This is a genomic window from Pseudomonas sp. ZL2 (assembly GCF_054788455.1).
Map to the genome: position 1 here is coordinate 36,347 of NZ_JBGOGX010000053.1, position 24,909 is coordinate 61,255.

The 24,909-nt window shown below is 61.6% G+C and carries 25 protein-coding genes; 18 read left to right on the forward strand and 7 right to left on the reverse strand.

The annotated features are described in order from the left end of the window. Positions 1-17 precede the first annotated feature (17 nt). Together ABM562_RS24395 and ABM562_RS24400 are read right to left on the reverse strand one after the other, a co-directional pair. On the reverse strand, positions 18-1,235 hold the full coding sequence (locus tag ABM562_RS24395) for an argininosuccinate synthase (RefSeq protein ID WP_115085626.1): 1,218 nt from the start codon (positions 1,233-1,235) through the stop codon (positions 18-20). Between the two features lie 129 nt (positions 1,236-1,364). Continuing rightward, on the reverse strand, positions 1,365-2,318 hold the full coding sequence (locus ABM562_RS24400) for a flagellar protein MotY (protein WP_460423617.1): 954 nt from the start codon (positions 2,316-2,318) through the stop codon (positions 1,365-1,367). A gap of 130 nt (positions 2,319-2,448) precedes the next feature. Here ABM562_RS24400 and pyrC point away from each other — a divergent pair, with 130 nt between their 5' ends. Together pyrC and rnt are read left to right on the forward strand one after the other, a co-directional pair. Next, positions 2,449-3,495: a dihydroorotase gene (gene pyrC / locus ABM562_RS24405; RefSeq protein WP_115085624.1), complete on the forward strand. Its 1,047-nt coding sequence runs from the start codon at positions 2,449-2,451 to the stop codon at positions 3,493-3,495. Between the two features lie 56 nt (positions 3,496-3,551). Beyond that, the gene (rnt, locus tag ABM562_RS24410) at positions 3,552-4,163 is read left to right on the forward strand and encodes a ribonuclease T (protein ID WP_267954172.1); all 612 of its coding nucleotides are present in this window, start codon (positions 3,552-3,554) and stop codon (positions 4,161-4,163) included. Positions 4,164-4,282: 119 nt separating this feature from the next. Here rnt and ABM562_RS24415 read toward each other — a convergent pair whose 3' ends face one another. Beyond that, the gene (locus tag ABM562_RS24415; protein ID WP_010221038.1) at positions 4,283-4,885 is read right to left on the reverse strand and encodes a peroxiredoxin; all 603 of its coding nucleotides are present in this window, start codon (positions 4,883-4,885) and stop codon (positions 4,283-4,285) included. On the opposite strand from ABM562_RS24415, the gene ABM562_RS24420 reads away from it, so the two are divergent. The 3 genes from ABM562_RS24420 (at position 4,884) to bfr (ending at position 6,007) form a co-directional block, all read left to right on the forward strand. Beyond that, on the forward strand, positions 4,884-5,057 hold the full coding sequence (locus tag ABM562_RS24420) for a hypothetical protein (protein ID WP_167458864.1): 174 nt from the start codon (positions 4,884-4,886) through the stop codon (positions 5,055-5,057). The two genes, ABM562_RS24415 and ABM562_RS24420, sit on opposite strands and share 2 nt — an antisense overlap. 62 nt (positions 5,058-5,119) lie before the next feature. Further along, positions 5,120-5,338, forward strand: coding sequence for a bacterioferritin-associated ferredoxin (locus ABM562_RS24425; protein WP_115085622.1), 219 nt, complete (start codon positions 5,120-5,122; stop codon positions 5,336-5,338). Between the two features lie 198 nt (positions 5,339-5,536). Continuing rightward, positions 5,537-6,007 carry a bacterioferritin gene (bfr, locus tag ABM562_RS24430; RefSeq protein WP_115085621.1) on the forward strand — a complete coding sequence of 157 codons (471 nt, stop codon included), beginning with the start codon at positions 5,537-5,539 and terminating at the stop codon, positions 6,005-6,007. Between the two features lie 70 nt (positions 6,008-6,077). On the opposite strand, the gene grxD is transcribed toward bfr, so the two are convergent. Further along, on the reverse strand, positions 6,078-6,413 hold the full coding sequence (grxD, locus tag ABM562_RS24435; protein WP_028943477.1) for a Grx4 family monothiol glutaredoxin: 336 nt from the start codon (positions 6,411-6,413) through the stop codon (positions 6,078-6,080). 92 nt (positions 6,414-6,505) lie between these two features. Continuing rightward, positions 6,506-8,614: a molybdopterin oxidoreductase family protein gene (locus ABM562_RS24440; protein ID WP_460423620.1), complete on the reverse strand. Its 2,109-nt coding sequence runs from the start codon at positions 8,612-8,614 to the stop codon at positions 6,506-6,508. A gap of 377 nt (positions 8,615-8,991) precedes the next feature. On the opposite strand from ABM562_RS24440, the gene argF reads away from it, so the two are divergent. Together argF and ABM562_RS24450 are read left to right on the forward strand one after the other, a co-directional pair. Beyond that, complete coding sequence (gene argF / locus ABM562_RS24445) at positions 8,992-9,912, forward strand: ornithine carbamoyltransferase (RefSeq protein ID WP_115085619.1); 921 nt, start codon at positions 8,992-8,994, stop codon at positions 9,910-9,912. Then, entirely contained in the window at positions 9,909-11,018 is a 1,110-nt protein-coding gene (locus tag ABM562_RS24450) for an ABC transporter ATP-binding protein (protein WP_134061536.1), read from the forward strand. Before argF ends, ABM562_RS24450 begins: the two co-directional genes overlap by 4 nt. A 50-nt stretch (positions 11,019-11,068) precedes the next feature. Here ABM562_RS24450 and ABM562_RS24455 read toward each other — a convergent pair whose 3' ends face one another. Next, positions 11,069-11,848, reverse strand: coding sequence for a PhzF family phenazine biosynthesis protein (locus ABM562_RS24455; RefSeq protein WP_134061535.1), 780 nt, complete (start codon positions 11,846-11,848; stop codon positions 11,069-11,071). A gap of 94 nt (positions 11,849-11,942) precedes the next feature. Then, entirely contained in the window at positions 11,943-12,413 is a 471-nt protein-coding gene (gene ybaK, locus ABM562_RS24460; RefSeq protein ID WP_115085616.1) for a Cys-tRNA(Pro) deacylase, read from the reverse strand. A gap of 283 nt (positions 12,414-12,696) precedes the next feature. Between ybaK and ABM562_RS24465 the strand changes: the two genes are divergently transcribed. The 11 genes from ABM562_RS24465 to ABM562_RS24515 all read left to right on the forward strand — a co-directional run bounded on the left by ABM562_RS24465 (position 12,697) and on the right by ABM562_RS24515 (position 24,862). After that, complete coding sequence (locus ABM562_RS24465; protein ID WP_460423623.1) at positions 12,697-13,548, forward strand: MIP/aquaporin family protein; 852 nt, start codon at positions 12,697-12,699, stop codon at positions 13,546-13,548. Positions 13,549-13,615: 67 nt separating this feature from the next. Beyond that, positions 13,616-15,115 (forward strand): glycerol kinase GlpK, encoded by a 1,500-nt coding sequence (glpK, locus tag ABM562_RS24470; protein ID WP_115085614.1) that lies wholly within the window; start codon positions 13,616-13,618, stop codon positions 15,113-15,115. A 126-nt stretch (positions 15,116-15,241) separates the two neighbouring features. Further along, complete coding sequence (locus tag ABM562_RS24475) at positions 15,242-15,997, forward strand: DeoR/GlpR family transcriptional regulator (RefSeq protein ID WP_045197716.1); 756 nt, start codon at positions 15,242-15,244, stop codon at positions 15,995-15,997. Between the two features lie 183 nt (positions 15,998-16,180). After that, positions 16,181-17,719 (forward strand): glycerol-3-phosphate dehydrogenase, encoded by a 1,539-nt coding sequence (gene glpD, locus ABM562_RS24480; protein ID WP_460423626.1) that lies wholly within the window; start codon positions 16,181-16,183, stop codon positions 17,717-17,719. 313 nt (positions 17,720-18,032) lie between these two features. Then, positions 18,033-18,965, forward strand: a complete 933-nt coding sequence (locus ABM562_RS24485) for a glutamate/aspartate ABC transporter substrate-binding protein (protein WP_115085612.1) — start codon at positions 18,033-18,035, stop codon at positions 18,963-18,965. 99 nt (positions 18,966-19,064) lie between these two features. After that, complete coding sequence (locus ABM562_RS24490) at positions 19,065-19,811, forward strand: amino acid ABC transporter permease (RefSeq protein ID WP_115085611.1); 747 nt, start codon at positions 19,065-19,067, stop codon at positions 19,809-19,811. Beyond that, positions 19,808-20,476: an ABC transporter permease subunit gene (locus ABM562_RS24495; RefSeq protein ID WP_166675653.1), complete on the forward strand. Its 669-nt coding sequence runs from the start codon at positions 19,808-19,810 to the stop codon at positions 20,474-20,476. Before ABM562_RS24490 ends, ABM562_RS24495 begins: the two co-directional genes overlap by 4 nt. Continuing rightward, positions 20,473-21,207, forward strand: coding sequence for an amino acid ABC transporter ATP-binding protein (locus tag ABM562_RS24500; RefSeq protein ID WP_115085609.1), 735 nt, complete (start codon positions 20,473-20,475; stop codon positions 21,205-21,207). Before ABM562_RS24495 ends, ABM562_RS24500 begins: the two co-directional genes overlap by 4 nt. 65 nt (positions 21,208-21,272) lie before the next feature. After that, the gene (gene aauS, locus ABM562_RS24505; protein ID WP_115085608.1) at positions 21,273-23,180 is read left to right on the forward strand and encodes a two-component sensor histidine kinase AauS; all 1,908 of its coding nucleotides are present in this window, start codon (positions 21,273-21,275) and stop codon (positions 23,178-23,180) included. Beyond that, the gene (gene aauR, locus ABM562_RS24510; protein WP_115085607.1) at positions 23,177-24,502 is read left to right on the forward strand and encodes a two-component response regulator AauR; all 1,326 of its coding nucleotides are present in this window, start codon (positions 23,177-23,179) and stop codon (positions 24,500-24,502) included. The genes aauS and aauR overlap by 4 nt, the downstream gene beginning before the upstream one ends. Before the next feature lie 33 nt (positions 24,503-24,535). Then, on the forward strand, positions 24,536-24,862 hold the full coding sequence (locus ABM562_RS24515) for a GlpM family protein (protein ID WP_162195932.1): 327 nt from the start codon (positions 24,536-24,538) through the stop codon (positions 24,860-24,862). Positions 24,863-24,909 lie beyond the last annotated feature (47 nt).

A 24,909-nucleotide genomic window follows, 5' to 3' on the forward strand; every position in this document is an offset into this window, starting at 1 on the left:
TTCACAGGCAGCAATGATCAGATCAGGGTCCGACCCTTGTTGGCCGCAATGCGCATGCGCAGGGCGTTGAGCTTGATGAAGCCCGCTGCGTCTGCCTGATTGTACGCGCCGCCATCTTCTTCGAAGGTGGCGATGTTGGCGTCGAACAGCGAGTCGTCCGACTTGCGGCCGGTGACGATGACGTTGCCCTTGTACAGCTTCAGGCGTACCACACCGTTCACGTTGACCTGCGAAGCGTCGATCATCTGTTGCAGCATCAGACGCTCCGGGCTCCACCAGTAACCGGTGTAGATCAAGCTGGCGTACTTGACCATCAGCTCATCCTTCAGGTGAGCGACTTCGCGGTCCAGGGTGATCGACTCGATCGCCCGGTGGGCGCGCAGCATGATGGTGCCGCCTGGGGTTTCGTAGCAGCCGCGCGACTTCATGCCGACGTAACGGTTCTCGACGATGTCCAGACGACCGATGCCGTTCTCGCCGCCGATGCGGTTGAGGGTGGCCAGTACGGTGGCTGGCGACATTTCAACGCCGTCCAGGGCAACGATGTCGCCGTTGCGGTAGGTCAGTTCCAGGTAGGTCGGAACGTCCGGGGCGTTTTCTGGCGACTTGGTCCAGCGCCACATGTCTTCTTCGTGCTCGGTCCAGGTATCCTCCAGTACACCACCCTCGTAGGAGATGTGCAGCAGGTTGGCGTCCATCGAGTACGGCGACTTCTTCTTGCCGTGACGCTCGATCGGGATACCGTGCTTCTCGGCGTAGTCCATCAGTTTTTCACGGGACAGCAGGTCCCACTCACGCCATGGCGCAATGACCTTGACGCCTGGCTTGAGCGCGTAGGCACCCAGCTCGAAACGTACCTGGTCGTTGCCCTTGCCGGTCGCACCATGGGAGATGGCATCGGCGCCGGTCTCGTTGGCGATTTCGATCAGGCGCTTGGCGATCAGCGGACGAGCGATGGAAGTACCCAGCAGGTACTCGCCTTCGTAGACGGTGTTGGCGCGGAACATCGGGAACACGAAGTCGCGTACGAATTCCTCGCGCAGGTCATCGATGTAGATTTCCTTGACGCCCATGGCCTGAGCCTTGGCGCGGGCCGGCTCGACCTCTTCGCCCTGTCCCAGGTCAGCGGTGAAGGTCACCACTTCACAGTTGTAGGTATCCTGCAGCCACTTGAGAATCACCGAAGTATCAAGGCCGCCGGAATACGCCAGTACGACCTTTTTTACGTCCGCCATGCCATCACTCCACGGGGTTGTACGGAAAGCCGTCGATTCTACCGGCCTTGCGACAAAATTTACAGTGGGGCGACAGCTTGTGACGACAAAGCGACAGGAACTGTCGAGAGCGCGACGGACGGTCGCAGCTCAGGACTTGCTTGCGGGCTTGACAGTATCGGCTGCGGCAGCAGGCGTGGCCGGCGGTTTGGCTGCCGGCTCAACGGGTTTTGCTACCGTTTTTTCGACAGGCGTCACCCGATCGAGCTGAATGTTCACCCGCCGGTTGCGCGCGCGGTTGGCCGCGGTGTTGTTGCGCGCCAGCGGATAGCGCTCACCATGAAAGCGCACGGTGATCTGCTCTTCGGGAACGCCGTGGGCCTTGAGGTACTCCATCACCGCCAGCGCCCGGCGCCGCGACAGATCGCGGTTGGTCAGGCGGTTGCCGCTGTTGTCGGAGTGGCCGTCGAGCTCGACGTGGTTGACCGTCGGGTCGGCCTTGAGGAAGTCGAGGATCACGTCCAGGCGTACCCGGGCATCGGCATCCAGGTCAATACCACCGCCCGGAAAGCCGACCCGCGCCTGGCGCACCTGGTCATAGTTCATCGGCAGGAGTTTCGCCGCGCAGGCCTGATAATCTCCGTAGGCCTTGTTGAACTTGACCGGCAACACCCGCACTTCCATGGTCCGCCCGGCTTCACCGGCAGCGTTGCGCACCACGGTGCTGCGTCCATCGAGCAAACCGTTGATAAGGCGGCTGGCCTGGCCCTGGGAGCTGGTAAAAAGCACACCGCTGCGGGCCATGCGCACCGCGCCCAGGTTGATATCGCCCCGCCCGGGCTGCCACGGCGCAGCCGCCGCCAGCAGAGTGGCGGAGCCGGCACCCAGTACATTGCTGCTTGAACGCAGCTGGAAAGTCGGCTGTTCACCGGCACGGCGGACAAACTCGCCGCTACCGAAATCGGCAATGGGTTGAACCAGCCGACATTCGAACTGATCGCCTTCGACCTTCCACTCGATGTTCTCCAGACGGGTCTGGAAGGTGAGTGCCATGGCGGGCATGCTGGCAAACACACTGAGCAGGGCTAGATAACGCTGGCGCACGGGCGGCTCCACAGATTTTCACGGTATACCTGCACGCTATCGGTCGGTCGCGGCAAAACTTGATAGCGAGTGCTCGTAACCGGCTTTTCCGGTAGCATTCACCTTGAGTTCGACCCGCCTGGAATCCCCAATGTCCGACCGCCTGACCCTCCTGCGTCCCGACGACTGGCACATCCATCTTCGTGATGGCGCTGTATTGCCGCATACCGTCGGCGACGTTGCGCGCACCTTTGCCCGCGCAATCATCATGCCCAACCTGGTACCACCGGTGCGCAACGCCGCCGAAGCCGGTGCCTACCGCGAGCGCATCCTCGCCGCACGCCCTGCCGGCAGCCGTTTCGAGCCGCTGATGGTGCTGTACCTCACCGACCGCACCCAGCCCGAGGAAATCCGCGCGGCCAAGGCCACCGGCTTCGTCCACGCCGCCAAGCTCTATCCGGCTGGCGCGACGACCAACTCTGACTCCGGTGTAACCAGCGTCGACAAGATCTTCCCGGTGCTCGAAGCCATGGCCGAGGTCGGCATGCCACTGCTGGTGCACGGTGAAGTGACCCGCAGCGAAATCGACGTGTTCGACCGCGAAAAGCTGTTCATCGACGAACACCTGCGCCGCGTGGTCGAGCGCTTCCCGACCCTCAAGGTAGTGTTCGAACACATCACCACCAGCGACGCCGTGCAGTTCGTCAACGAGGCCCCGGCCAACGTTGGCGCGACCATCACTGCCCAGCACCTGCTGTACAACCGCAACCACATGCTGGTGGGCGGAATTCGTCCGCACTTCTATTGCCTGCCGATCCTCAAGCGCAATACCCACCAGGTGGCCTTGCTGGACGCCGCCACCAGCGGTAGCAGCAAGTTCTTTCTCGGCACCGACTCGGCTCCGCACGCCCAGCACGCCAAGGAAGCCGCCTGTGGCTGTGCCGGTTGCTACACCGCCTATGCCGCGATCGAGATGTACGCCGAAGCGTTCGAACAACGCAATGCGCTGGACAAGCTCGAAGGCTTCGCCAGCCTGCACGGCCCGGCCTTCTACGGCCTGCCGGTAAACACCGATAGCATTACCCTGGTCCGCGACAGCTGGACCGCCCCAAGCAGCTTGCCGTTCGGCGAGCAGACCGTTATCCCGCTGCGCGCCGGTGAGCAACTGCGCTGGCGCCTGCTGGAGGAAACTGCGTGAGCGAAGATCAGTACGAAGACGACCAGGAAGGTCATGGCGGCGGTTCGCGCCACCCAATGGCTGAACGCTTTCGCGGTTACCTGCCAGTAGTTGTCGATGTTGAGACCGGCGGTTTCAACAGCGCAACCGACGCCCTGCTGGAGATCGCCGCGGTCACCATCGGCATGGACGAAAAAGGCTTCCTGTTTCCGGAACACACCTATTTCTTCCGCGTCGAGCCGTTCGAAGGCGCCAACATCGAACAGGCTGCCCTGGAGTTCACCGGGATCAAGCTCGACCACCCGCTGCGCATGGCGGTCAGCGAGGAGTCGGCCCTGACCGACATCTTCCGTGGCGTGCGCAAGGCGCTGAAGGCCAATGGCTGCAAACGGGCGATCCTGGTCGGCCACAACAGCAGCTTCGACCTGGGCTTCCTCAATGCCGCCGTGGCCCGCCACGACATGAAGCGCAACCCGTTTCATCCGTTCTCGAGCTTCGACACCGCCACCCTGGCCGGCCTTGCCTATGGCCAGACCGTACTGGCGCGGGCCTGCCAGAGCGCCGACATCGACTTCGATGGCCGTGAGGCGCACTCGGCGCGTTACGACACCGAGAAGACCGCCGAGCTGTTCTGCGGCATCGTCAACCGCTGGAAAGAAATGGGCGGCTGGCAGGACTTCAACGACTGATGTTGGAGCGGGCTTGCCTCGCGATGCGATATAGCATGCAGAATGCTATCGCGGGGCAAGCCCGCTCCTTCAGGCATAAAAAAACCGGCCATCAAGGCCGGTTTTTTTATGCCTGGCAATTACAGCTTGCCAGCGTTCTCGCTCAGGTAAGCAGCAACGCCTTCTGGCGAAGCGGTCATGCCCTTGTCGCCTTTTTTCCAGTTGGCAGGGCAGACTTCGCCGTGCTCTTCGTGGAATTGCAGGGCGTCGACCAGACGCAGCAGCTCGTCCATGTTGCGGCCCAGCGGCAGGTCGTTGACGATCTGCGAGCGAACAACGCCCTTGTCGTCGATCAGGAAAGCACCACGGAAAGCTACGCCGCCTTCGGACTCTACGTCGTAGGCCTTGGCGATGTCGTGCTTCATGTCGGCAGCCATGATGTACTGGACCTGACCGATGCCGCCGGCATTGATCGGGGTGTTGCGCCAGGCGTTGTGGGTGAAGTGCGAGTCGATCGACACGGCGATCACTTCAACGTTGCGCGCCTTGAATTCGGCCATGCGGTGGTCCAGGGCGATCAGCTCGGACGGGCAGACGAAGGTGAAGTCCAGCGGGTAGAAGAACACCAGGCCGTACTTGCCCTTGATGGCCGAAGCCAGGTTGAAGCTGTCGACGATTTCGCCGTTGCCCAGAACAGCTGGAACGGTGAAGTCCGGGGCATTTTTGCCAACGAGTACGCTCATGCGATATCTCCTGATGGGGTGGAATCATCTTGCACAGGCCAGCATGCAGCGGCCCGGCATCGAAATGGCCGACCATCATACACCGCCCGGCGCGACTCGCCGAATTTCAGTCCGAATGCTCGACAATCTGCCGTTGGTCGCTCTAGTCCGCGCCTTGCAGAAAGAGTTTTGACAAGCATTCTCATTAACATTAAGCTTCTTCGCATTGAGCCTTAACCAGCGATGGTCAGCCCTATGTATGTGTGTCTTTGTGTTGGTGTGACCGACGGACAGATCCGCGATGCGATCTATGAAGGATGCTGCAGCTACAAGGAAGTCAGAACCGCCACCAACGTGGCGAGCCAGTGTGGCAAATGTGCCTGCCTGGCCAAGCAGGTAGTGCGCGAAACCCTCACCGAGCTTCAGGTCAGCCAGGCTGCCCTGCCCTATCCTGTAGAATTTACTGCAGCATAATTCAGCGAATTCCAAGAACCGGACCCAGTGTCCGGTTTTTTTATGCCTGTAATTCAAGTAGTTAGAGGTTTAACGCGGAACACAAACATTCTTATTCCGATTAATTTTCATTTATTATTCAATAACTTAGGTTTGACAGTAGAAGTTGCGAGGCTCAGACTTGCCTTTATAGACACACTTACAGGGCAGGACCCCATCATGAAAGGCGACGTTAGCGTCATCCAGCATCTCAACAAGATCCTCGGAAACGAGCTGGTCGCAATCAACCAATACTTCCTGCATGCACGCATGTACGAGGACTGGGGTCTGGAGAAGCTCGGCAAGCACGAGTACAAAGAATCCATCGAAGAGATGAAACACGCTGACAAACTGATCAAGCGTATTCTGTTCCTCGAAGGCATCCCCAACGTCCAGGACCTGGGCAAGTTGCTGATTGGCGAGCACACCAAAGAGATGCTTGAGTGCGACCTGAAGATCGAGCAAAAAGGCCTGGTCGACCTCAAGGCCGCCATCGCCCACTGCGAGACCGTCGGCGACTTCGGCAGCCGTGAGCTGCTCGAAGACATTCTCGAAGCCGAGGAAGAGCACATCGACTGGCTGGAAACCCAGCTGAGCCTGATCGACAAGGTCACGCTGGAGAACTACCTGCAGTCGCAAATGGGCGAGTAAGTTCAACGCCCTGCCCTACAGGCACAAAAAAACCCCGCACTGCGGGGCTTTTTTTTGACCAAACCTGGAATCAGGCCTTGGCTGCCTCAGCCTTGGCTGCAGCTTCCTTGATCAGGGTCTGCAGTTCGCCGTTGGCAAACATTTCGGCCATGATGTCGGAACCGCCGACCAGCTCACCGGCAACCCACAGTTGCGGGAAGGTTGGCCAGTTGGCGTACTTTGGCAGGTTGGCGCGGATTTCCGGATTCTGCAGGATATCCACGTAAGCGAATTTTTCGCCACAACCCATCACGGCTTGCGCCGCCTTGGCCGAAAAACCGCACTGCGGGGCATTCGGCGAGCCTTTCATGTAAAGCAGAATGGTGTTGTTGGCAATCTGCTCTTTGATTGTTTCAATGATATCCATGAAGCACCTCGCGGCTGAACTTTCCGACCTGGTTGTCGGCACGGTGACGCATTGTATCGGAAAGCCGAGCAGGACGCTCGGCCTTGCCGATATCAGGCCGCAACCACCTGCACCGGCACGCCGTTGAGCGCCGCATTGCCCGACACCGCATCCAGCTGGCGCTCATCGGTAAGGTCGTTGGCGCTGGCGCCGGGCTGGCCCTGGGCGATCTCCATGCGCACCCCGGCACGGGCATGGCCAAAGCCATGGGGCAAGCTGACCACCCCCGGCATCATGTCGCTGCTGGCCTGCACCTCGACCTCGATTTCACCGACCCGCGAGCTGACCCGCACCCGCTGGCCATCCTGCAACTGGCGGCCGGCCAGGTCATCCGGATGCATCAACAGCTGGTGACGCGGCTTGCCTTTCACCAGGCGATGGTAGTTGTGCATCCAGGAATTATTGCTGCGCACATGGCGACGACCGATCAGCAGCAGTTGATCCGCCGCCAGCGGCTGTTGCCCGGCAAAGCGCTGCAGGTCGCCGAGAATCTCCGGCGGTGCGGCTTGAACCCGTTGGTTAGCCGTCTTCAAACGCGCAGCCAGGTTCGGCTGCAGCGGGCCCAGGTCGATGCCATGCGGGTACTGATCGAGGGTCTCAAGCGACAGTTTGAACGCCGAAGCATCCCCATATCGGCCCTGGCGCAAGCCGATATCGATCATTTGCGCCGGCGGCAAGGTCGGCTTCAACGGCCTCTCGCTGAGAGCGGCAAAGGCCTTGGCCAGGCCGACGAAGATCTCCCAGTCATGCAAGGCGCCTTCGGGTTTGGGCAGCATGGCCCGATTGAAGCGGCTGACATTGCGTACCGCGAACAGGTTGAAGGTGGTGTCGTAGTGATCGTTCTCCAGTGCCGAGGTGGACGGCAGGATCAGGTCGGCGTAACGGGTAGTTTCGTTGATGTACAGGTCGATGCTGAGCATGAACTCAAGGCCGTCCAGGGCCCGCTCCAGCTGCCGGCCATTGGGCGTGGACAGCACCGGGTTACCCGCGACCGTCACCAGCGCGCGAACCTGCCCTTCCCCTTCGACCAGCATCTCTTCGGCCAGGGCCGCCACCGGCAATTCGCCGCCGTACTCGGGAAGCCCGGAGACCCGGCTCTGCCAGACATTGAAATGCCCACCCGACGTACTGGCCACCAGATCCACCGCAGGCTCGGTACACAGGGCGCCACCCACGCGGTCGAGGTTGCCGCTGACCAGGTTGATCAACTGCACCAGCCAGTGGCACAAGGTGCCAAAGGCCTGGGTCGAGACGCCCATGCGCCCGTAACAGACCGCCTTGTCGGCGGCGGCAAAGTCCCGGGCCAATTGGCGAATTACCTGGGCATCGACGCCGCACAGCGGGCTCATGGTCTCGGCGGTGAACGGCGCGATCGCCGCTTGCACCTCGTCCAGACCATCGACCGGCAATGCCGATTGGCGGGTAAGGCCCTCGGCAAACAAAGTGTTGAGCAGGCCGCAGAGCAGCGCCGCATCACCGCCAGGACGGATGAACACATGCTGGTCGGCCATGGCCGCCGTCTCGCTACGGCGCGGGTCGACGACCACCAGTTTGCCGCCGCGGACCTGGATTGCCTTGAGGCGCTTCTCGACGTCCGGCACGGTCATGATGCTGCCGTTGGAGGCCAGTGGGTTGCCGCCAAGAATCAACATGAACTCGGTGTTGTCGATGTCCGGGATCGGCAGCAGCAGGCCATGGCCGTACATCAGGTAGCTGGTCAGGTGATGCGGAAGCTGGTCCACCGAGGTGGCAGAGAAGCGGTTACGGGTCTTGAGCAGGCCGAGGAAGTAGTTGCTGTGGGTCATCAGCCCGTAGTTGTGCACACTCGGGTTGCCTTGATAGACGGCCACGGCGTTCTGCCCATGGGTCTGCTGGATGGCCCAGAGCTTTTGCGCGGCCAGTTCGAAGGCTTCCTCCCAACTGATCGCCTGCCAGCTGTCAGCGACGCGCTTGTGTGGCGCACGCAAGCGATCCGGATCGTTCTGGATATCCTGCAAGGCCACCGCCTTGGGGCAGATATGACCGCGGCTGAAGCTGTCCTCGGGGTCGCCCTTGATCGAAGTGATGCGCGGCGCGGCATCGGGTTCGTGGGTGATCTCCAGGGTCAAGCCGCAGATGGCTTCACATAGATGACAGGCACGGTGATGCTGGGTCTTGTTCATGGCCACCTCTTGCTCGGGTGTCTGGGATCAACCGACTATGAGCCTGACCCGGCCTGGCGACCAGTGAGGTTTGTCGCGTGAATCTTCAGGCATCAGGCGCAGCGATTCGCCGCGGGGCCGCTGCCGGGTTTGCCAAGGCGCTGGCAGGCAGTGTAAAACCCTTGTGTAACGTATAAAAAAAGCTTCTGACCAATGGGTTACGACACTGCCTGAAACATCGGCGACGAAACCCCCTCTTGGTATGACGCGACATTTAATTATAGTATTGCGTCTTCCCCTAATTCGTCGCCCCGTGCGGCTTTCGCCGCAGGTCACTTCCGTTGTTTTGAAAAACCGGTATGGCTGATCTGCGGTCTGTTGCAAAAAGGTAGTCAAAAATGAGCGCTAGGCACTTTCTCTCCCTGATGGATTTCACACCCGACGAACTGCTCAGTGTGATCCGTCGAGGTATCGAGCTGAAGGACCTGCGTAACCGCGGCGTACTGTTCGAACCGCTGAAAAACCGCGTGCTGGGGATGATCTTCGAAAAGTCCTCGACCCGCACCCGCCTGTCGTTCGAAGCCGGCATGATCCAGCTTGGCGGCCAGGCCATCTTCCTCTCGCCACGGGACACCCAGCTGGGCCGTGGCGAGCCGATTGGCGACTGCGCCATCGTCATGTCGCGCATGCTCGATGCGGTGATGATCCGTACCTTTGCCCACAGCACCCTGACCGAATTCGCCGCCAACTCGCGGGTGCCGGTGATCAACGGCCTGTCCGACGACCTGCACCCGTGCCAGCTGCTGGCCGACATGCAGACCTTCCTCGAGCACCGCGGCGCCATCCAGGGCAAGACCGTGGCCTGGATCGGCGACGGCAACAACATGTGCAACAGCTATATAGAAGCGGCGATCCAGTTCGACTTCCAGCTGCGCATCGCCTGCCCGGCCGAGTTCGAGCCCAATCCGCAGTTCCTGGCCCAGGCCGGTGACCGCGTGCAGATCTTCCGTGAACCCAAGGATGCGGTGCAGGGTGCCCACCTGGTGAGCACCGATGTCTGGACTTCCATGGGTCAGGAAGAGGAAACTGCACGGCGTCTGGCCTTGTTCGCGCCTTACCAGGTAACCCGCGAACTGCTCGACCTGGCAGCACCCGATGCCCTGTTCATGCACTGCCTGCCCGCTCACCGCGGCGAGGAAATCAGCCTGGACCTGCTCGACGACCCCCGTTCGGTCGCCTGGGACCAGGCCGAAAACCGCTTGCATGCACAGAAGGCGCTTCTCGAATTTCTTGTTGAACCGGCCTATCACCACGCATGAGTCAACCTTTACTGCTTAACCTGCGCGAGCTCGCCTGTGGCTATGGCGAGCAGCGCATCGTCCAGAACCTCAACCTGCACCTGAACGCCGGCGACATCGGTTGCCTGCTGGGCTCCTCAGGCTGCGGCAAGACCACCACCCTGCGCGCCATCGCCGGCTTCGAGCCGGTGCACGAAGGCGAGATCCAGCTGGGCGGCGAGGTCATCTCCAAGGCCGGATTCACCCTGGCACCGGAGAAACGCCGGATCGGCATGGTGTTCCAGGACTACGCGCTGTTCCCGCACCTGACCGTGGCCGAGAACATTGCCTTCGGTATCGGCAAGCACCCGCAACAGCGCCAGGTGGTCGAAGAGATGCTCGAGCTGGTCAAGCTCGGCGGCCTGGGCAAACGCTACCCCCACGAGCTTTCCGGCGGCCAGCAGCAACGTGTGGCCCTGGCCCGCGCGCTGGCGCCCGAACCGCAACTGCTGCTGCTCGACGAGCCGTTCTCCAACCTCGACGTAGAGCTGCGCCGGCGCCTGAGCCACGAAGTGCGCGACATCCTCAAAAGCCGTGGCACCAGCGCGATCCTGGTCACTCACGATCAGGAAGAAGCCTTCGCCGTCAGCGATCACGTCGGTGTGTTCAAGGAAGGTCGCCTGGAGCAATGGGATACCCCCTACAACCTCTACCACGAACCGCTGACGCCGTTTGTGGCCAGCTTCATTGGCCAGGGCTATTTCATTCGCGGCCAGCTGACCAGCCCGGAATCGGTACGCACCGAGCTCGGTGAACTGCGCGGCAACCGTGCCTATACCCTGACACCTGGTAGCGCCGTGGATGTGCTGCTGCGCCCGGACGACATCATCCATGCGCCGCACAGCGAGCTGAAGGCGCTGATCGTGGGCAAGAGCTTCCTTGGCGCCTCGACCCTGTATCGCCTGCAACTGCCGACCGGCAGCCAGCTGGAAGCGATCTTCCCGAGCCACAACGACCATCAGGTCGGTGCCGAAGTAGGGATTGAAGTGGCGGCGGATCACCTGGTGGTGTTTGCCGTTCCGGGCAGCGTGGCGGCGCAGTTGCCGGTGCCGGAGAACGGCGTTCGCCGGTACAGCTCGGCGGTCTGATGTAAGGCCAATCGCGGGGCATGTGGGAGCGTGCTTGCCCCGCGATGCTTCTAAATCATCAAAACCCCACTGGCCACCAGCCTGGCATTCCCGGCAATCTTCACCCGCTCCCCCTCCAGCCGGCAGAACAACTCACCGCCGCGACTCGAACACTGGAACGCGCGCAGCTCGCTCTTGCCCAGGCGCTGCGCCCAGTACGGGATCAGGCTGCAGTGGGTGGAACCTGTCACCGGATCTTCCGGTATGCCTATCCCCGGCGCAAAGTAGCGCGAAACAAAGTCGTGCTCGATACCTGGCGCCGTGACGATCACTCCCAGCCCCGGTAATTGCGCCAGCGCTGTCATGTCCGGCGTACAAGCGCGCAACACCTGCTCGGATTCGACCCGCACCAACAGTTCGCTGGTTTTCCATACTTCCAGCACCGGGCAGCCCAGGGCTTCGGCCACCGGCAGCGCTTCATCCAGCAGTTGCGGATCGACACGCGGAAAATCCAGCTGCAAGCGCCCGCCCTCGCGGCTTACGCTCAGCGGGCCGGATTTACTCTGGAACAGCAGCCGCTCGCCCGGCACGTTATAGACCTCCAGCAACACATGAGCACTGGCCAGGGTCGCGTGGCCACACAGCGGTACTTCAGTGGTCGGGGTGAACCAGCGAATCTGCCAGCCTTCGGTATGGGGGACGACGAACGCGGTCTCGGCCAGGTTGTGTTCGGCGGCAATCTGCTGCATCAGCTCATCGGCGAGCCAGCTGCCGAGGCGATAGACCATGGCCGGGTTGCCGGCAAAGGGACGGTCGCTGAAGGCATCGACCTGATGGAATTCAAGCTGCATGGGACGATTTCTCTCAGTGGCGGGCCACAGAGCATGCCCGCCAAGCACTGACGACCGACAGAGACAGAATCAAGCGATTTTGAGCATACAGATGTCAGTCACGACCAATGGCGGCGAATTTTCCCTGGGTGTGCTCGGCCAGCACCGCAGCGGCCAGTTCGACTTCCAGACCCCGGCGGCCGGCACTGACGAAAATTGTTTCAAAGGATTGAGCGGTTTCGTCAATAAAGGTACGCAGGCGCTTCTTCTGGCCCAACGGGCTGATCCCGCCCAGCAGGTAACCGGTCGAACGCTGGGCCGCCGCCGGATCGGCCATCTCGCACTTCTTTACCCCGGCAGCATGGGCCAGGCCCTTCAGATCCAGGCTACCGACCACCGGCACCACCGCCACCAGCAACTCGCCCTTTTCGCTACTGGCCAACAAGGTCTTGAACACCTGCGCCGGCTCAAGATTGAGCTTCTCCGCCGCTTCCAGGCCGTAGGACGCAGCTTTGGGGTCATGTTCGTAACTGTGGATATGGTGTTCGGCGCGAACCTTTTTCAGCAGATCCAGGGCGGGCGTCATGCAGGACTCCAAACAGTAGGGTGAATGCCATTTCGCTGGCTACTTTAGGGCAAAACCCCAACCGCAACCAACGCCCATCACCGCCTCCAATAGTCAGATTGTGAATGGTGGTTCACTTTCGACCTTTGACATAAGCGTTTCTTGTCTATATTTTTTCGATTCTGAATATAGCTATGCCCCGTTAAGGTGCATTTCCTGCCGCCGCCCGACCGAAATGGGGATTTCTGTCGGGTTTTTGTCGAGCGCTCACTGCGCCTCACAACAACAAGAACCGAGGTAACGAATGACGACTGCTCTGCGACAACCAACACTTTCAAGCCAGTGCATGGCCGAATTTCTCGGCACCGCACTGCTGATCTTTTTCGGCACCGGTTGCGTCGCTGCGCTCAAGGTAGCGGGTGCCAGCTTTGGCCTGTGGGAAATCAGCATCATCTGGGGCGTCGGCGTGAGCATGGCGATCTACCTGACCGCCGGGGTTTCCGGCGCGCACCTGAACCCGGCGGTAAGCATCGCCCTGTGCCTGTTCGCCGGTTTCGAGAAGCACAAACTGCCGTTCTACGTCGTCGCCCAGATCGCCGGCGCCTTCTGTGGCGCAGCGTTGGTTTACACGCTGTACAGCAACCTGTTCTTCGATTTCGAACAAGCCCATGAAATGATCCGTGGCAGCCAGGCCAGCCTCGAGTTGGCCTCGGTGTTCTCCACCTACCCGCACCCGGCGCTGTCCACCGGCCAGGCCTTCCTGGTCGAAGTGATCATCACCGCCGTACTGATGGCGGTGATCATGGCCCTGACCGATGACAACAACGGCTTGCCGCGCGGCGCCATGGCGCCCCTGCTGATCGGCCTGCTGATTGCAGTGATCGGCAGCGCCATGGGCCCGCTGACCGGCTTCGCGATGAACCCGGCGCGGGATTTCGGGCCCAAGCTGATGACCTTCCTCGCCGGCTGGGGCGAAGTCGCCTTTACTGGCGGTCGTAATATTCCCTATTTCCTGATTCCGATTTTTGCGCCGATCATAGGGGCAAGCCTTGGGGCCGCCCTGTACCGCGGTGTGATCGCCCGCAACCTGCCGGTTGCCGAGAGCGAAAGCGCCCAGACCGACGCCAACCCTCAGGGCAAGACCCAGGCATCCTGATGCCTGCAGTGGCGAGCCAGGCTCGCCCCGCCCTGATCTCCACCCTATTTAGTGCAAGGCCAACGACATGACAGACACCCAGAACAAGAACTACATCATTGCCCTGGACCAGGGTACGACCAGTTCGCGGGCCATCATTTTCGACCGTGATGCCAACGTGGTTGGCACCTCGCAGCGCGAATTCGCACAGCATTACCCACAAGCCGGCTGGGTCGAGCACGACCCGATGGAAATCTTCGCCACCCAGAGCGCGACCATGGTCGAAGCCCTGGCCCAGGCAGGCCTGAGCCACGACCAGGTAGCCGCCATCGGTATCACCAACCAGCGTGAAACCACCGTGGTGTGGGACAAGGAAACCGGTCGTCCGGTGTACAACGCCATCGTCTGGCAATGCCGGCGCAGCACCGAGATCTGCGAACAGCTCAAGCGTGACGGCCTGCAGGACTACATCCGCGAAACCACCGGCCTGGTCACCGACCCGTACTTCTCCGGCACCAAGCTCAAGTGGATCCTCGACAACGTCGAAGGCGCCCGCGAGCGCGCCGAGCGTGGCGACCTGCTGTTCGGCACTGTCGACAGCTGGCTGATCTGGAAATTCTCCGGCGGCAAGGTCCACGTCACCGACTACACCAACGCCTCGCGCACCATGCTCTTCAACATCCACACCCTTCAGTGGGACGAGAAGATGCTCGAGGTGCTGAACATCCCTCGGCAGATGCTGCCCGAAGTGCGCAGCTCCTCGGAAGTCTACGGCCGCACCAAGAGCGGTATCGCCATTGCCGGTATCGCTGGCGACCAGCAGGCCGCGCTGTTCGGCCAGATGTGCGTGGAGCCCGGCCAGGCCAAGAACACCTACGGCACCGGCTGCTTCCTGCTGATGAACACCGGCGACAAGGCGGTCAAATCTTCCCACGGCCTGCTCACCACCATCGCCTGCGGCCCTCGCGGCGAAGTGGCCTACGCCCTGGAAGGCGCCGTTTTCAACGGCGGTTCCACCGTGCAGTGGCTGCGTGACGAGCTGAAGATCGTCAACGACGCCCACGACACCGAATACTTCGCCAGCAAGGTCAAAGACAGCAACGGCGTGTACCTGGTACCGGCCTTCACCGGCCTGGGCGCACCGTACTGGGACCCCTACGCCCGTGGCGCGCTGTTTGGCCTGACCCGCGGGGTCAAGGTCGATCACATCATCCGCGCGGCGCTGGAGTCGATCGCCTACCAGACCCGTGACGTACTCGACGCCATGCAGCAGGACTGCGGCCAGCGCCTGAGCGAGCTGCGGGTCGATGGTGGTGCTGTAGCCAACAATTTCCTCATGCAGTTCCAGGCCGACATCCTCGGCACCTGCGTCGAGCGCCCGCAAATGCGTGAAACCACTGCCCTCGGCGCGGCCTACCTGGCGGGCCTGGCCTGCGGTTTCTGGGGCAGCCTGGATGAACTGCGCGGCAAGGCAATCATCGAGCGCGAGTTCACCCCGCAACTGGACGAAGTACAGAAAGAGAAGCTGTACGCCGGCTGGCTGAAGGCCGTGGATCGCACGCGCGATTGGGAACCGCACGAGGAGTGAGCAGTAGAAACAAGCTGTAAGCTACAAGCTGCAAGCGTGTAGGCCACGAATCATCTTGTGGCTTGCAGCTTGCAGCTTGAGCTGTTTTCATGGCGCAATTTGCCCGGCTGCCCCAAAGGACCGCCCATGAATCTGCCCCCTCGCCAACAACAAATCCTCGAACTGGTCCGCGAACGCGGCTATGTCAGTATCGAAGAAATGGCGCAGCTGTTCGTCGTCACCCCGCAAACCATCCGCCGTGATATCAACCAACTGGCGGAGGTCAATCTGCTGCGCCGTTACCACGGTGGCGCAGCCTACGACTCCAGCATCGAAAACACCGCCTACGCCATGCGCGCCGACCAGATGCGCGATGAAAAACAGCGTATCGCCGAAGCCATTGCTGCGCAGATTCCCGACCACGCCTCGCTGTTCATCAACATCGGCACGACCACCGAATCCATCGCCCGCGCCCTGCTCAACCACAACCACCTGAAAATCATCACCAACAACCTGCACGTGGCTTCGATCCTCAGTGCCAAGGATGATTTCGAAGTGCTGCTGGCCGGCGGCAATGTACGTCGCGACGGCGGCGTGGTCGGCCAAGCCAGTGTCGACTTCATCAACCAGTTCAAGGTCGACTTCGCCCTGGTCGGCATCAGCGGCATCGATGAAGACGGCAGCCTGCTGGATTTCGACTATCAGGAAGTGCGGGTATCCCAGGCAATCATCGCCAATGCCCGCCAGGTGATCCTCGCCGCCGACTCGAGCAAGTTCGGCCGTAATGCCATGGTGCGCCTGGGTTCGATCAGCCTGATCGACTGCCTGGTGACCGACCAGGCACCAGTGCCCGCCCTCAGCCAACTGCTCAACCAGTACAAGATCCGCCTCGAAGTGGTCTGAGCCGCCGCAAGCTGCCATCGCAACGATGGCAGCTCGAATGTTCGTTATTTTTCATTTATTTGTCATCTGATCAGTATTTTCTATGGGAAGTGACTGGCGAGCAGCATTCTGTTGCGCTAGTATTTTCGAAAGTGAACATTAATGTTCATATTCGATGTCGGAAAGACCTTCAGGAGGCCACCCGTGTCCCAATCCAGCGTGTCATCGCCCGCCCTTGCCGAAATCTATGACCTCGCCGTAATCGGCGGTGGCATCAATGGTGTGGGGATTGCCGCCGATGCAGCCGGACGCGGTCTTTCCGTGTTCCTTTGTGAAAAGGACGACCTGGCCAGCCATACCTCCTCGGCCAGCAGCAAGCTGATCCACGGCGGCCTGCGCTACCTCGAACATTACGAATTCCGCCTGGTGCGTGAAGCCCTGGCCGAGCGCGAAGTGCTGCTGGCCAAGGCGCCGCATATCGTCAAGCCGATGCGCTTCGTCCTGCCGCACCGCCCGCACCTGCGCCCGGCATGGATGATCCGCGCCGGCCTGTTCCTCTACGATCACCTGGGCAAGCGCAAGCAGCTCGGCGCTTCGCGCAGCCTGCGCTTCGGCCCGGACAATCCGCTCAAACCGGCGATCACCCGTGGTTTCGAATATGCCGACTGCGCCGTAGACGACGCCCGCCTGGTAGTGCTCAACGCCATGGCCGCCCGTGAAAAAGGCGCCGATATTCGTACTCGCACTCGCTGCACCAGCGCCCGCCGGGTCGATGGTGTGTGGAACGTGCAGCTGGAAAACGCCGACGGCAGCCAGCAGTCGATCCAGGCCCGTGCCCTGGTCAATGCGGCCGGCCCGTGGGTGGCCAAGTTCATCCAGGACGACCTCAAGCTCGACGCGCCATATGGCATCCGCCTGATCCAGGGCAGTCACCTGATCGTGCCGAAGCTGTACGACGGCGAACATGCCTACATCCTGCAGAACGAAGACCAGCGCATCGTCTTCGCCATTCCGTACCTGGAACGCTTCACCCTGATCGGCACCACCGACCGCGAATACACTGGCGACCCGGCGAAAGTGGCAATCACCGAGGGCGAGACCGATTACCTGCTGAAAGTGGTCAACGAGCACTTCAATCACCAGCTCAGCCGCGCCGATATCCTCCACACCTATGCCGGAGTTCGTCCGTTGTGCAACGACGAGTCCGACAACCCGTCGGCCGTTACCCGCGACTACACCCTGGCGCTGTCGGCCAGCACTGGCGAAGCACCGCTGTTGTCGGTATTCGGTGGCAAACTGACCACCTACCGCAAACTGGCCGAGTCGGCGATGGCCGAGCTGGCCCCGTTCTTCACCCAGATGCGCGGTAGCTGGACGGCTACCGCCCCTCTGCCGGGCGGCGAAGACATGAGCACCCCGCAAGCGCTGGTCGATGCCATCCTGGCCCGCTACGGCTGGTTGCCCGCCGAAATCGCCAAGCGCTGGGCACGTACCTATGGCAGCCGCGTGTGGCGCCTGCTGGAAGGCGTACAAGGCCCGGAAGACCTGGGTGAGGCGATTGGCGGCGGCTTGTTCACCCGTGAGGTGGATTACCTGTGCAGTGAGGAATGGGCAGTGAATGCCGATGACATCCTCTGGCGCCGGAGCAAGCTGGGGCTGTTCACTACCGCAGCTGAACAACAGGCTTTGCAGGACTATCTTCAGCGCCTGGAGCTGAATCGCGCGCGGGTTCAAGCTGCCTAGTCGCTGACCAACATCGCGGGGCAAGCCCGCTCCTACACTGGGAGCGGGCTTGCCCTCGGACGCGGCCCATCATTCGGATTTCCGAACACCAAACCCCGCCGCATTCGGCCATCCGGACGAATCCTACCTCCCGCAAACCGTCAAAAAAGATTAATCCCCCGATTTTTCATGGCGTTATGATCGAAATCAGGGCTTGGCACGAGTCATGCTCTACACTCAGTACCCGAATGCGCAAACCGCTTCACTGCAGTGTTCGCTGAACGAAAGAGCCGGCCAACGGCTCCATAAAAAAAACAACGTCGAGGAAATTTTGATGCGTATCGTTCCCCATCTGTTGGGCGCCGCTGTTGCGGCCGCTTTGATCAGTGCGCCAGCCTTCGCTGCCGAACTGACCGGCACCCTGAAAAAGATCAACGAGTCGGGCACCATTACCCTGGGGCACCGCGACGCTTCCATTCCGTTCTCCTACATCGCCGACGCTTCGGGCAAACCCGTCGGTTACTCCCATGACATCCAGCTGGCAATCGTCGAGGCCCTGAAAAAGGACCTGAACAAGCCGGACCTGAAGGTCAAATACAACCTCGTCACCTCCCAGACCCGTATCCCGCTGGTACAGAACGGCACCGTTGACGTCGAATGTGGTTCGACCACCAACAACGTCGAGCGCCAGCAGCAGGTCGCCTTCTCGGTCGGTATCTTCGAAGTCGGTACCCGCCTGCTGACCAAGGCAGAAGACGGCAAGCCGGAAAACGCCAAGTACAAGGACTTCCCGGACCTGGCCGGCAAGAACGTGGTCACCACCGCCGGTACCACTTCCGAGCGCATCCTCAAGGCCATGAACGCCGACAAGCAGATGAAGATGAACGTCATCTCGGCCAAGGACCACGGCGAGTCGTTCCAGATGCTCGAGTCCGGCCGCGCCGTGGCCTTCATGATGGACGACGCGCTGCTCGCCGGTGAAATGGCCAAGGCCAAGAACCCGAAAGGCTGGGCAATCGTCGGTACGCCGCAGTCCTATGAAATCTACGGCTGCATGGTCCGCAAGGACGACCCGGCGTTCAAGGCTGCCGTCGACAAGGCCATCGTCGAGCTCTACAAGTCGGGCGAGATCAACAAGATCTACGACAAGTGGTTCAACCAGCCAGTCCCACCTAAAGGCCTGAACCTGCAGTTCCCGATGAGCGACGAGCTCAAGGCGCTGATCGCCAATCCTACCGACAAAGCTGCAGACGAAAAGAAGTCCTGATCCCCAGCTAGTTAGTGTCTAACCTTTCATCCGAGGGCGCCTTGCGCCCCCGGATGCTCGAAGGTGCCCGTGAAACAACTGATCTGAGGGGAGATCCCGATGAATTACAACTGGGACTGGGGCGTATTCTTCAAGTCCACTGGCGTCGGCAGCGAAACCTATCTGGACTGGTATATCACCGGCCTGGGCTGGACCATCGCCATTGCCATTGCCGCCTGGATCATCGCATTGCTGCTGGGTTCGGTACTCGGCGTCATGCGTACTGTGCCGAACCGTCTGGTATCGGGCATTGCCACCGCCTACGTGGAACTCTTTCGTAACGTACCGCTGCTGGTGCAGCTGTTCATCTGGTACTTCCTGGTGCCCGACCTGCTGCCGGAGAACCTGCAGGAGTGGTACAAGCAAGACCTCAACCCGACCACCTCGGCACTGATCAGTGTGGTCGTCTGCCTGGGCCTGTTCACCGCTGCGCGGGTTTGCGAACAAGTGCGTACCGGTATCCAGGCGTTGCCCCGCGGCCAGGAAGCCGCCGCCCGCGCCATGGGCTTCAGCCTGCCGCAGGTGTACTGGAACGTGCTGCTGCCGCAAGCCTACCGGATCATCATTCCGCCACTGACCTCGGAATTTTTGAACGTGTTCAAGAACTCCTCGGTGGCCTCGCTGATCGGCCTGATGGAGCTGCTGGCGCAAACCAAGCAGACCGCCGAGTTCTCGGCCAACCTGTTTGAAGCCTTCACCCTGGCCACCCTGATTTACTTCACCCTGAACATGGGCCTGATGCTGCTGATGCGCATGGTCGAGAAAAAAGTCGCGGTACCCGGACTGATCTCCGTGGGGGGCAAATAATGGACTTCAGTGGAATCATCCCTGCCCTGCCGGGCCTGTGGAACGGCATGGTCATGACCCTGCAACTGATGGTCATGGGCATTGTCGGCGGTATCGTGCTCGGCACCATCCTGGCCCTGATGCGCCTGTCGTCGAGCAAGCTGCTGTCGAATTTTGCCGGCGCCTACGTCAACTACTTCCGCTCCATCCCGCTGCTGCTGGTCATCACCTGGTTCTACCTGGCGGTGCCGTTCGTGCTGCGCTGGATCACCGGCGAAGACACCCCGGTCGGGGCCTTCACCTCTTGCGTCGTGGCGTTCATGATGTTCGAGGCGGCGTATTTCTGTGAAATCGTCCGTGCCGGCGTGCAGTCGATCTCCAAGGGCCAGATGGGCGCCGCCCAGGCCCTGGGCATGACCTACGGCCAGACCATGCGCCTGATCATCCTGCCCCAGGCGTTTCGCAAGATGACCCCGCTGCTGCTGCAGCAGAGCATCATCCTGTTTCAGGATACCTCGCTGGTGTACACCGTCGGCCTGGTCGACTTCCTCAACTCGGCACGGGCCAGTGGCGACATCATCGGGCGCTCCAATGAGTTCCTGGTGTTTGCCGGCGCCGTGTACTTCGTCATCAGCTTCTCCGCTTCCTTCCTGGTCAAGCGTCTGCAGAAAAGGATAACCGTATGATCTCCATCAAGAACGTCAACAAGTGGTACGGGGACTTCCAGGTTCTGACCGACTGCAACACCGAGGTCAAGAAAGGCGAAGTGGTCGTGGTCTGCGGCCCGTCGGGCTCGGGCAAGTCGACCCTGATCAAGTGCGTCAACGCCCTGGAACCCTTCCAGAAGGGTGACATCATCGTCGACGGCACCTCGATTGCAGACCCCAAGACCAACCTGCCCAAGCTGCGCTCGCGGGTCGGCATGGTGTTCCAGCATTTCGAGCTGTTCCCGCACCTGACCATCACCGAAAACCTGACCATTGCCCAGCGCAAGGTGTTGGGCCGCAGCGAAGCCGAAGCGACCAAGAAGGGCCTGGCCCTGCTCGAGCGCGTCGGCCTCAGCGCCCACGCCAAGAAGCACCCGGGGCAACTGTCCGGTGGCCAGCAGCAACGTGTGGCCATTGCCCGCGCCCTGTCGATGGACCCGATCGTCATGCTGTTCGACGAACCGACCTCGGCACTGGACCCGGAAATGGTCAGCGAAGTACTGGACGTAATGGTCGAGCTGGCCCATGAAGGCATGACCATGATGTGCGTGACCCACGAAATGGGCTTCGCCCGCAAGGTCGCCAACCGGGTGATCTTCATGGACAAGGGCAACATCATCGAAGACTGCACCAAGGAAGAATTCTTTGGTGACCAGAGCGTACGCGACCAGCGTACCCAGCACTTCCTCAGCAAGATCCTGCAACACTGAGGTCACAACGCTGCTTGTCCGGTGTACGCCGGGCAGGCAGCGCTGTTAGTTACCGGGCTACTGTGATGAAATGCGACCCTACGCTCTTTCGCCCTGCCAAGCCTGCCCTTGCCGTGAAACCCCGTCTGATCCGCCAACTGCTGTTACCGCCACTGATCATCCTGCTGATGATCGGTCTGGGCGTGGCCGGTTTCATGATCAGCGAACACAACGGCATCCGCACCTTGAGCGAAAACGGCGAGCGCCAGCTCGAGCTGCACGCGCGCGCGGTCGAGAGCGAGATCAGCAAGTACACCTACCTGCCGAGCCTGCTGGAGCTTGAAAACAACGTTTCCAACCTGCTCACCGAAGCCGATGGCGAACACCGCCAGGCGGTCAACGAATACCTTGAAGGCCTGAACCGCCGCAGCCGTAGCCGGGCGATCTTCGTCCTCGACACCACCGGCCGGGTCCAGGCCACCAGCAACTGGCGCGATGTCGACAGTTTCCTCGGTGAAGACCTGTCGTTCCGCGCCTATTTCCAGGACGCCGTGCGTGGCCAGCCAGGGCGCTTCTACGGCATCGGCAGCACCACCGGCGAGCCGGGTTATTTCCTTGCCCACGGCCTCGAAGAACACGGCAAGATCATTGGTGTAGCGGTGATCAAGGTGCGCCTGGAGGCCATGGAAGAACGCTGGCAACGGGCACGCCTTGAAGCTTTTGTCAGCGACGAGAACGGCATCATCATCCTCTCCAGCGACCCGGCGCGGCGGCTCAAGTCGGTGCGCCCGCTGACCCCGGAAATCAAGGAGCGCCTGGCGCGCAGCCTGCAGTATTACTGGTGGCCGCTGAATGAACTGGAACCGCTGTCGCGAGAGAAAATCGCCGACGGTGTCGAGAAGCTGAGCTTCCCGGCCAATGCCGAACTCGGCGACGGCCGCCGCGAAGTGGCTTATCTCGCGCAAACCCGGCGCCTGAGCGATACGCCCTGGCACTTCACCCTGCTCACGCCCTTGCAGGACCTGCGCCGCGAATCCATGGTCCAGGGCATCCTGGTCGGCGTCGCCTTTGCCTTGCTGGCCATCCTGCTGATTGCCTGGAACGAACGGCGCAAGGTGATTGCCACCCGCCTGGCCGCTCGTGAAGCGCTGGAAGAAGCCAACAGTCAACTGGAACGCAAGATCGCCGAACGCACTGCCGACCTGCGCGCCAGCAACGAACGCCTCAAGGGCCAGATCCGCGAACGCCGGCATGCCGAACAGACTTTGCGCCACGCCCAGGATGAACTGGTCCAGGCCGGCAAGTTGGCAGCCATCGGCCAGATGTCGACCAGCATCGCCCATGAACTGAACCAGCCGCTGGCCGCCCTGCGCACCTTGTCAGGCAACAGCGTGCGCTTCCTCGAACGCGGCGCGCTGGAAACCGTCAGCACCAACCTGCGCACCATGAACGACCTGATCGACCGCATGGGCCGTATCACTGCCAGCCTGCGCTCCTTCGCCCGCCGCGGTGAAGACAGCGGCAAGGCCTCGCTGAGCAAGGCCGTCGAGGCCAGCCTGCAGGTGCTGGGCAACCGCATCGCCGGCTGCCATTTGCAGCTGCACAGCAACTACGAAGACCAGAAGCTGGCTATCGACCAGACCCGCCTGGAGCAGATCCTGGTCAACCTGATCGGCAACGCCCTCGATGCCATGGCCGCGCAACCCATGCCGCAACTGTGGCTGGAAGGCGAGCTGCTGGGCGACAAATACCGCCTGCGGGTGCGCGACAACGGTCACGGCATCGATGACGAAACGCGCAAGCACCTGTTCGAACCGTTTTTCACCACCAAACCGGGAGAGCACGGCCTGGGCCTGGGCCTGACCCTGTCTGCCAGCCTCGCCGCCGCCGCCAAGGGCAGCCTCAGCGTCGAACATCCCGCCACTGGCGGTACCGCGTTCGTGCTTAGCCTGCCGCTGGTCAATGCCCCCACAGAATCAGCCGAGTCCCTATGAACCAAGCGCCCCTTACCGTCCTGATCGTCGAAGACGACCCGCATGTGCTGCTCGGCTGCCAGCAGGCGCTGGCGCTGGAAGACATCGCCTGCGAAGGCGTCGGCAGCGCCGAAGAAGCCCTGCAGCGTATCGGCGATGACTTTGCCGGCATCGTTGTCAGCGATATCCGCCTGCCCGGCATCGATGGCCTGGAACTGCTCAGCCGCTTGAAAGCCCGCGACCGCAGCCTGCCGGTGGTGCTGATCACCGGCCACGGCGACATCGACATGGCGGTCGGTGCCATGCGTAACGGCGCTTACGACTTCATGGAAAAGCCCTTCGCCCCGGAACGCCTGGTCGAAGTGGTGCGTCGTGCCCTGGAACAACGCGGCCTGTCCCGCGAAGTGTTCGCCCTGCGCCGCCAACTGGCCGGGCAAAGCACCCTTGAAGGGCGCATCATCGGCCGTTCGCCGGCCATGCAGAACCTGCGCGAACTGATCGCCAACGTCGCCGATACCTCGGCTAACGTGCTGATCGAAGGCGAGACCGGCACCGGCAAGGAACTGGTCGCCCGCTGCCTGCACGATTTCAGCCGCCGCCAGGGCGCGCCGTTCGTGGCGCTCAACTGCGGCGGCCTGCCGGAGAACCTGTTCGAGAGCGAAATCTTCGGCCACGAGGCCAACGCCTTTACCGGCGCCGGTAAACGGCGGATCGGCAAGATCGAGCACGCCAACGGCGGCACGTTGTTCCTCGACGAAGTCGAAAGCATGCCACTCAATCTGCAAATCAAGCTGTTGCGTGTATTGCAGGAGCGCACCCTGGAGCGCCTGGGCTCGAACCAGAGCATTGCCGTGGATTGCCGGGTGATCGCCGCGACCAAGTCCGACCTCGACGCCCTGGGCCAGAGCGGGCAGTTCCGTAGCGACCTGTACTACCGGCTGAACGTGGTGACCCTGGAGCTGCCGCCACTGCGCGAGCGCCGTGAAGACATCCTGCAACTGTTCGAACACTTCCTGCAGCAGTCGTCCCTGCGCTTCGACCGGGAAACCCCGCAACTGGACAGCCAGACCCTGTCGCGGCTGATGGCCCACGACTGGCCGGGCAACGTGCGCGAACTGCGTAACGTCGCCGAGCGCTACGCCCTGGGCCTGCCCGCATTCAAGAAGGCCGGGGCCAGTGCCAACCAGGGCCTGGGCTTTGCCGAGGCGGTCGAGGCCTTCGAGCGCAATCTGCTCAGCGATGCCTTGCAGCGCACCGGCGGCAACCTCAGCCAGGCGAGCCAGGAGCTGGGCATGGCCAAGACCACGCTGTTCGACAAAGTGAAAAAGTATGGCCTGGGCTAACCGGCCGGTGAAACGGGACAAGACGTGGACCTGATACTCAAAGCCTGCCTGGGCGCTGCCGTAGTGGTGATCCTTGCCGCCCTGGCGAAGACCCGCAACTACTATATTGCCGGCCTGGTGCCGCTGTTCCCGACCTTCGCCCTGATCGCCCACTACATCGTCGGCAAGGGCCGCTCGCTGGATGACCTGAAGACCACCATCCTGTTCGGCATGTGGTCGATCATCCCCTACTTCGTCTACCTGGCGGCGCTGTACCTGCTGGTCGATCGCCTGCGCCTGGAGGCTTCGCTGGCCCTGGCGGCGGTGGCCTGGCTGGTGGCGGCGACGGTGCTGGTGAGTGTCTGGGTAAGGCTGCATTAAGGCTCTTGGGGGCTACTTCGTAGCCCATCGCCGGCAAGACCGGCTCC

Coding starts and splice junctions, on each gene's coding strand:
- ABM562_RS24395 (WP_115085626.1), bottom strand. CDS start 1,235: ATGGCGGACGTAAAAAAGGTCGTACTGGCGTATTCCGGCGGCCTTGAT.
- pyrC (WP_115085624.1), top strand. CDS start 2,449: ATGTCCGACCGCCTGACCCTCCTGCGTCCCGACGACTGGCACATCCAT.
- rnt (WP_267954172.1), top strand. CDS start 3,552: ATGGCTGAACGCTTTCGCGGTTACCTGCCAGTAGTTGTCGATGTTGAG.
- ABM562_RS24420 (WP_167458864.1), top strand. CDS start 4,884: ATGCGATATCTCCTGATGGGGTGGAATCATCTTGCACAGGCCAGCATG.
- ABM562_RS24415 (WP_010221038.1), bottom strand. CDS start 4,885: ATGAGCGTACTCGTTGGCAAAAATGCCCCGGACTTCACCGTTCCAGCT.
- ABM562_RS24425 (WP_115085622.1), top strand. CDS start 5,120: ATGTATGTGTGTCTTTGTGTTGGTGTGACCGACGGACAGATCCGCGAT.
- bfr (WP_115085621.1), top strand. CDS start 5,537: ATGAAAGGCGACGTTAGCGTCATCCAGCATCTCAACAAGATCCTCGGA.
- grxD (WP_028943477.1), bottom strand. CDS start 6,413: ATGGATATCATTGAAACAATCAAAGAGCAGATTGCCAACAACACCATT.
- ABM562_RS24440 (WP_460423620.1), bottom strand. CDS start 8,614: ATGAACAAGACCCAGCATCACCGTGCCTGTCATCTATGTGAAGCCATC.
- argF (WP_115085619.1), top strand. CDS start 8,992: ATGAGCGCTAGGCACTTTCTCTCCCTGATGGATTTCACACCCGACGAA.
- ABM562_RS24450 (WP_134061536.1), top strand. CDS start 9,909: ATGAGTCAACCTTTACTGCTTAACCTGCGCGAGCTCGCCTGTGGCTAT.
- ABM562_RS24455 (WP_134061535.1), bottom strand. CDS start 11,848: ATGCAGCTTGAATTCCATCAGGTCGATGCCTTCAGCGACCGTCCCTTT.
- ybaK (WP_115085616.1), bottom strand. CDS start 12,413: ATGACGCCCGCCCTGGATCTGCTGAAAAAGGTTCGCGCCGAACACCAT.
- ABM562_RS24465 (WP_460423623.1), top strand. CDS start 12,697: ATGACGACTGCTCTGCGACAACCAACACTTTCAAGCCAGTGCATGGCC.
- glpK (WP_115085614.1), top strand. CDS start 13,616: ATGACAGACACCCAGAACAAGAACTACATCATTGCCCTGGACCAGGGT.
- ABM562_RS24475 (WP_045197716.1), top strand. CDS start 15,242: ATGAATCTGCCCCCTCGCCAACAACAAATCCTCGAACTGGTCCGCGAA.
- ABM562_RS24485 (WP_115085612.1), top strand. CDS start 18,033: ATGCGTATCGTTCCCCATCTGTTGGGCGCCGCTGTTGCGGCCGCTTTG.
- ABM562_RS24490 (WP_115085611.1), top strand. CDS start 19,065: ATGAATTACAACTGGGACTGGGGCGTATTCTTCAAGTCCACTGGCGTC.
- ABM562_RS24500 (WP_115085609.1), top strand. CDS start 20,473: ATGATCTCCATCAAGAACGTCAACAAGTGGTACGGGGACTTCCAGGTT.
- aauS (WP_115085608.1), top strand. CDS start 21,273: ATGAAATGCGACCCTACGCTCTTTCGCCCTGCCAAGCCTGCCCTTGCC.
- aauR (WP_115085607.1), top strand. CDS start 23,177: ATGAACCAAGCGCCCCTTACCGTCCTGATCGTCGAAGACGACCCGCAT.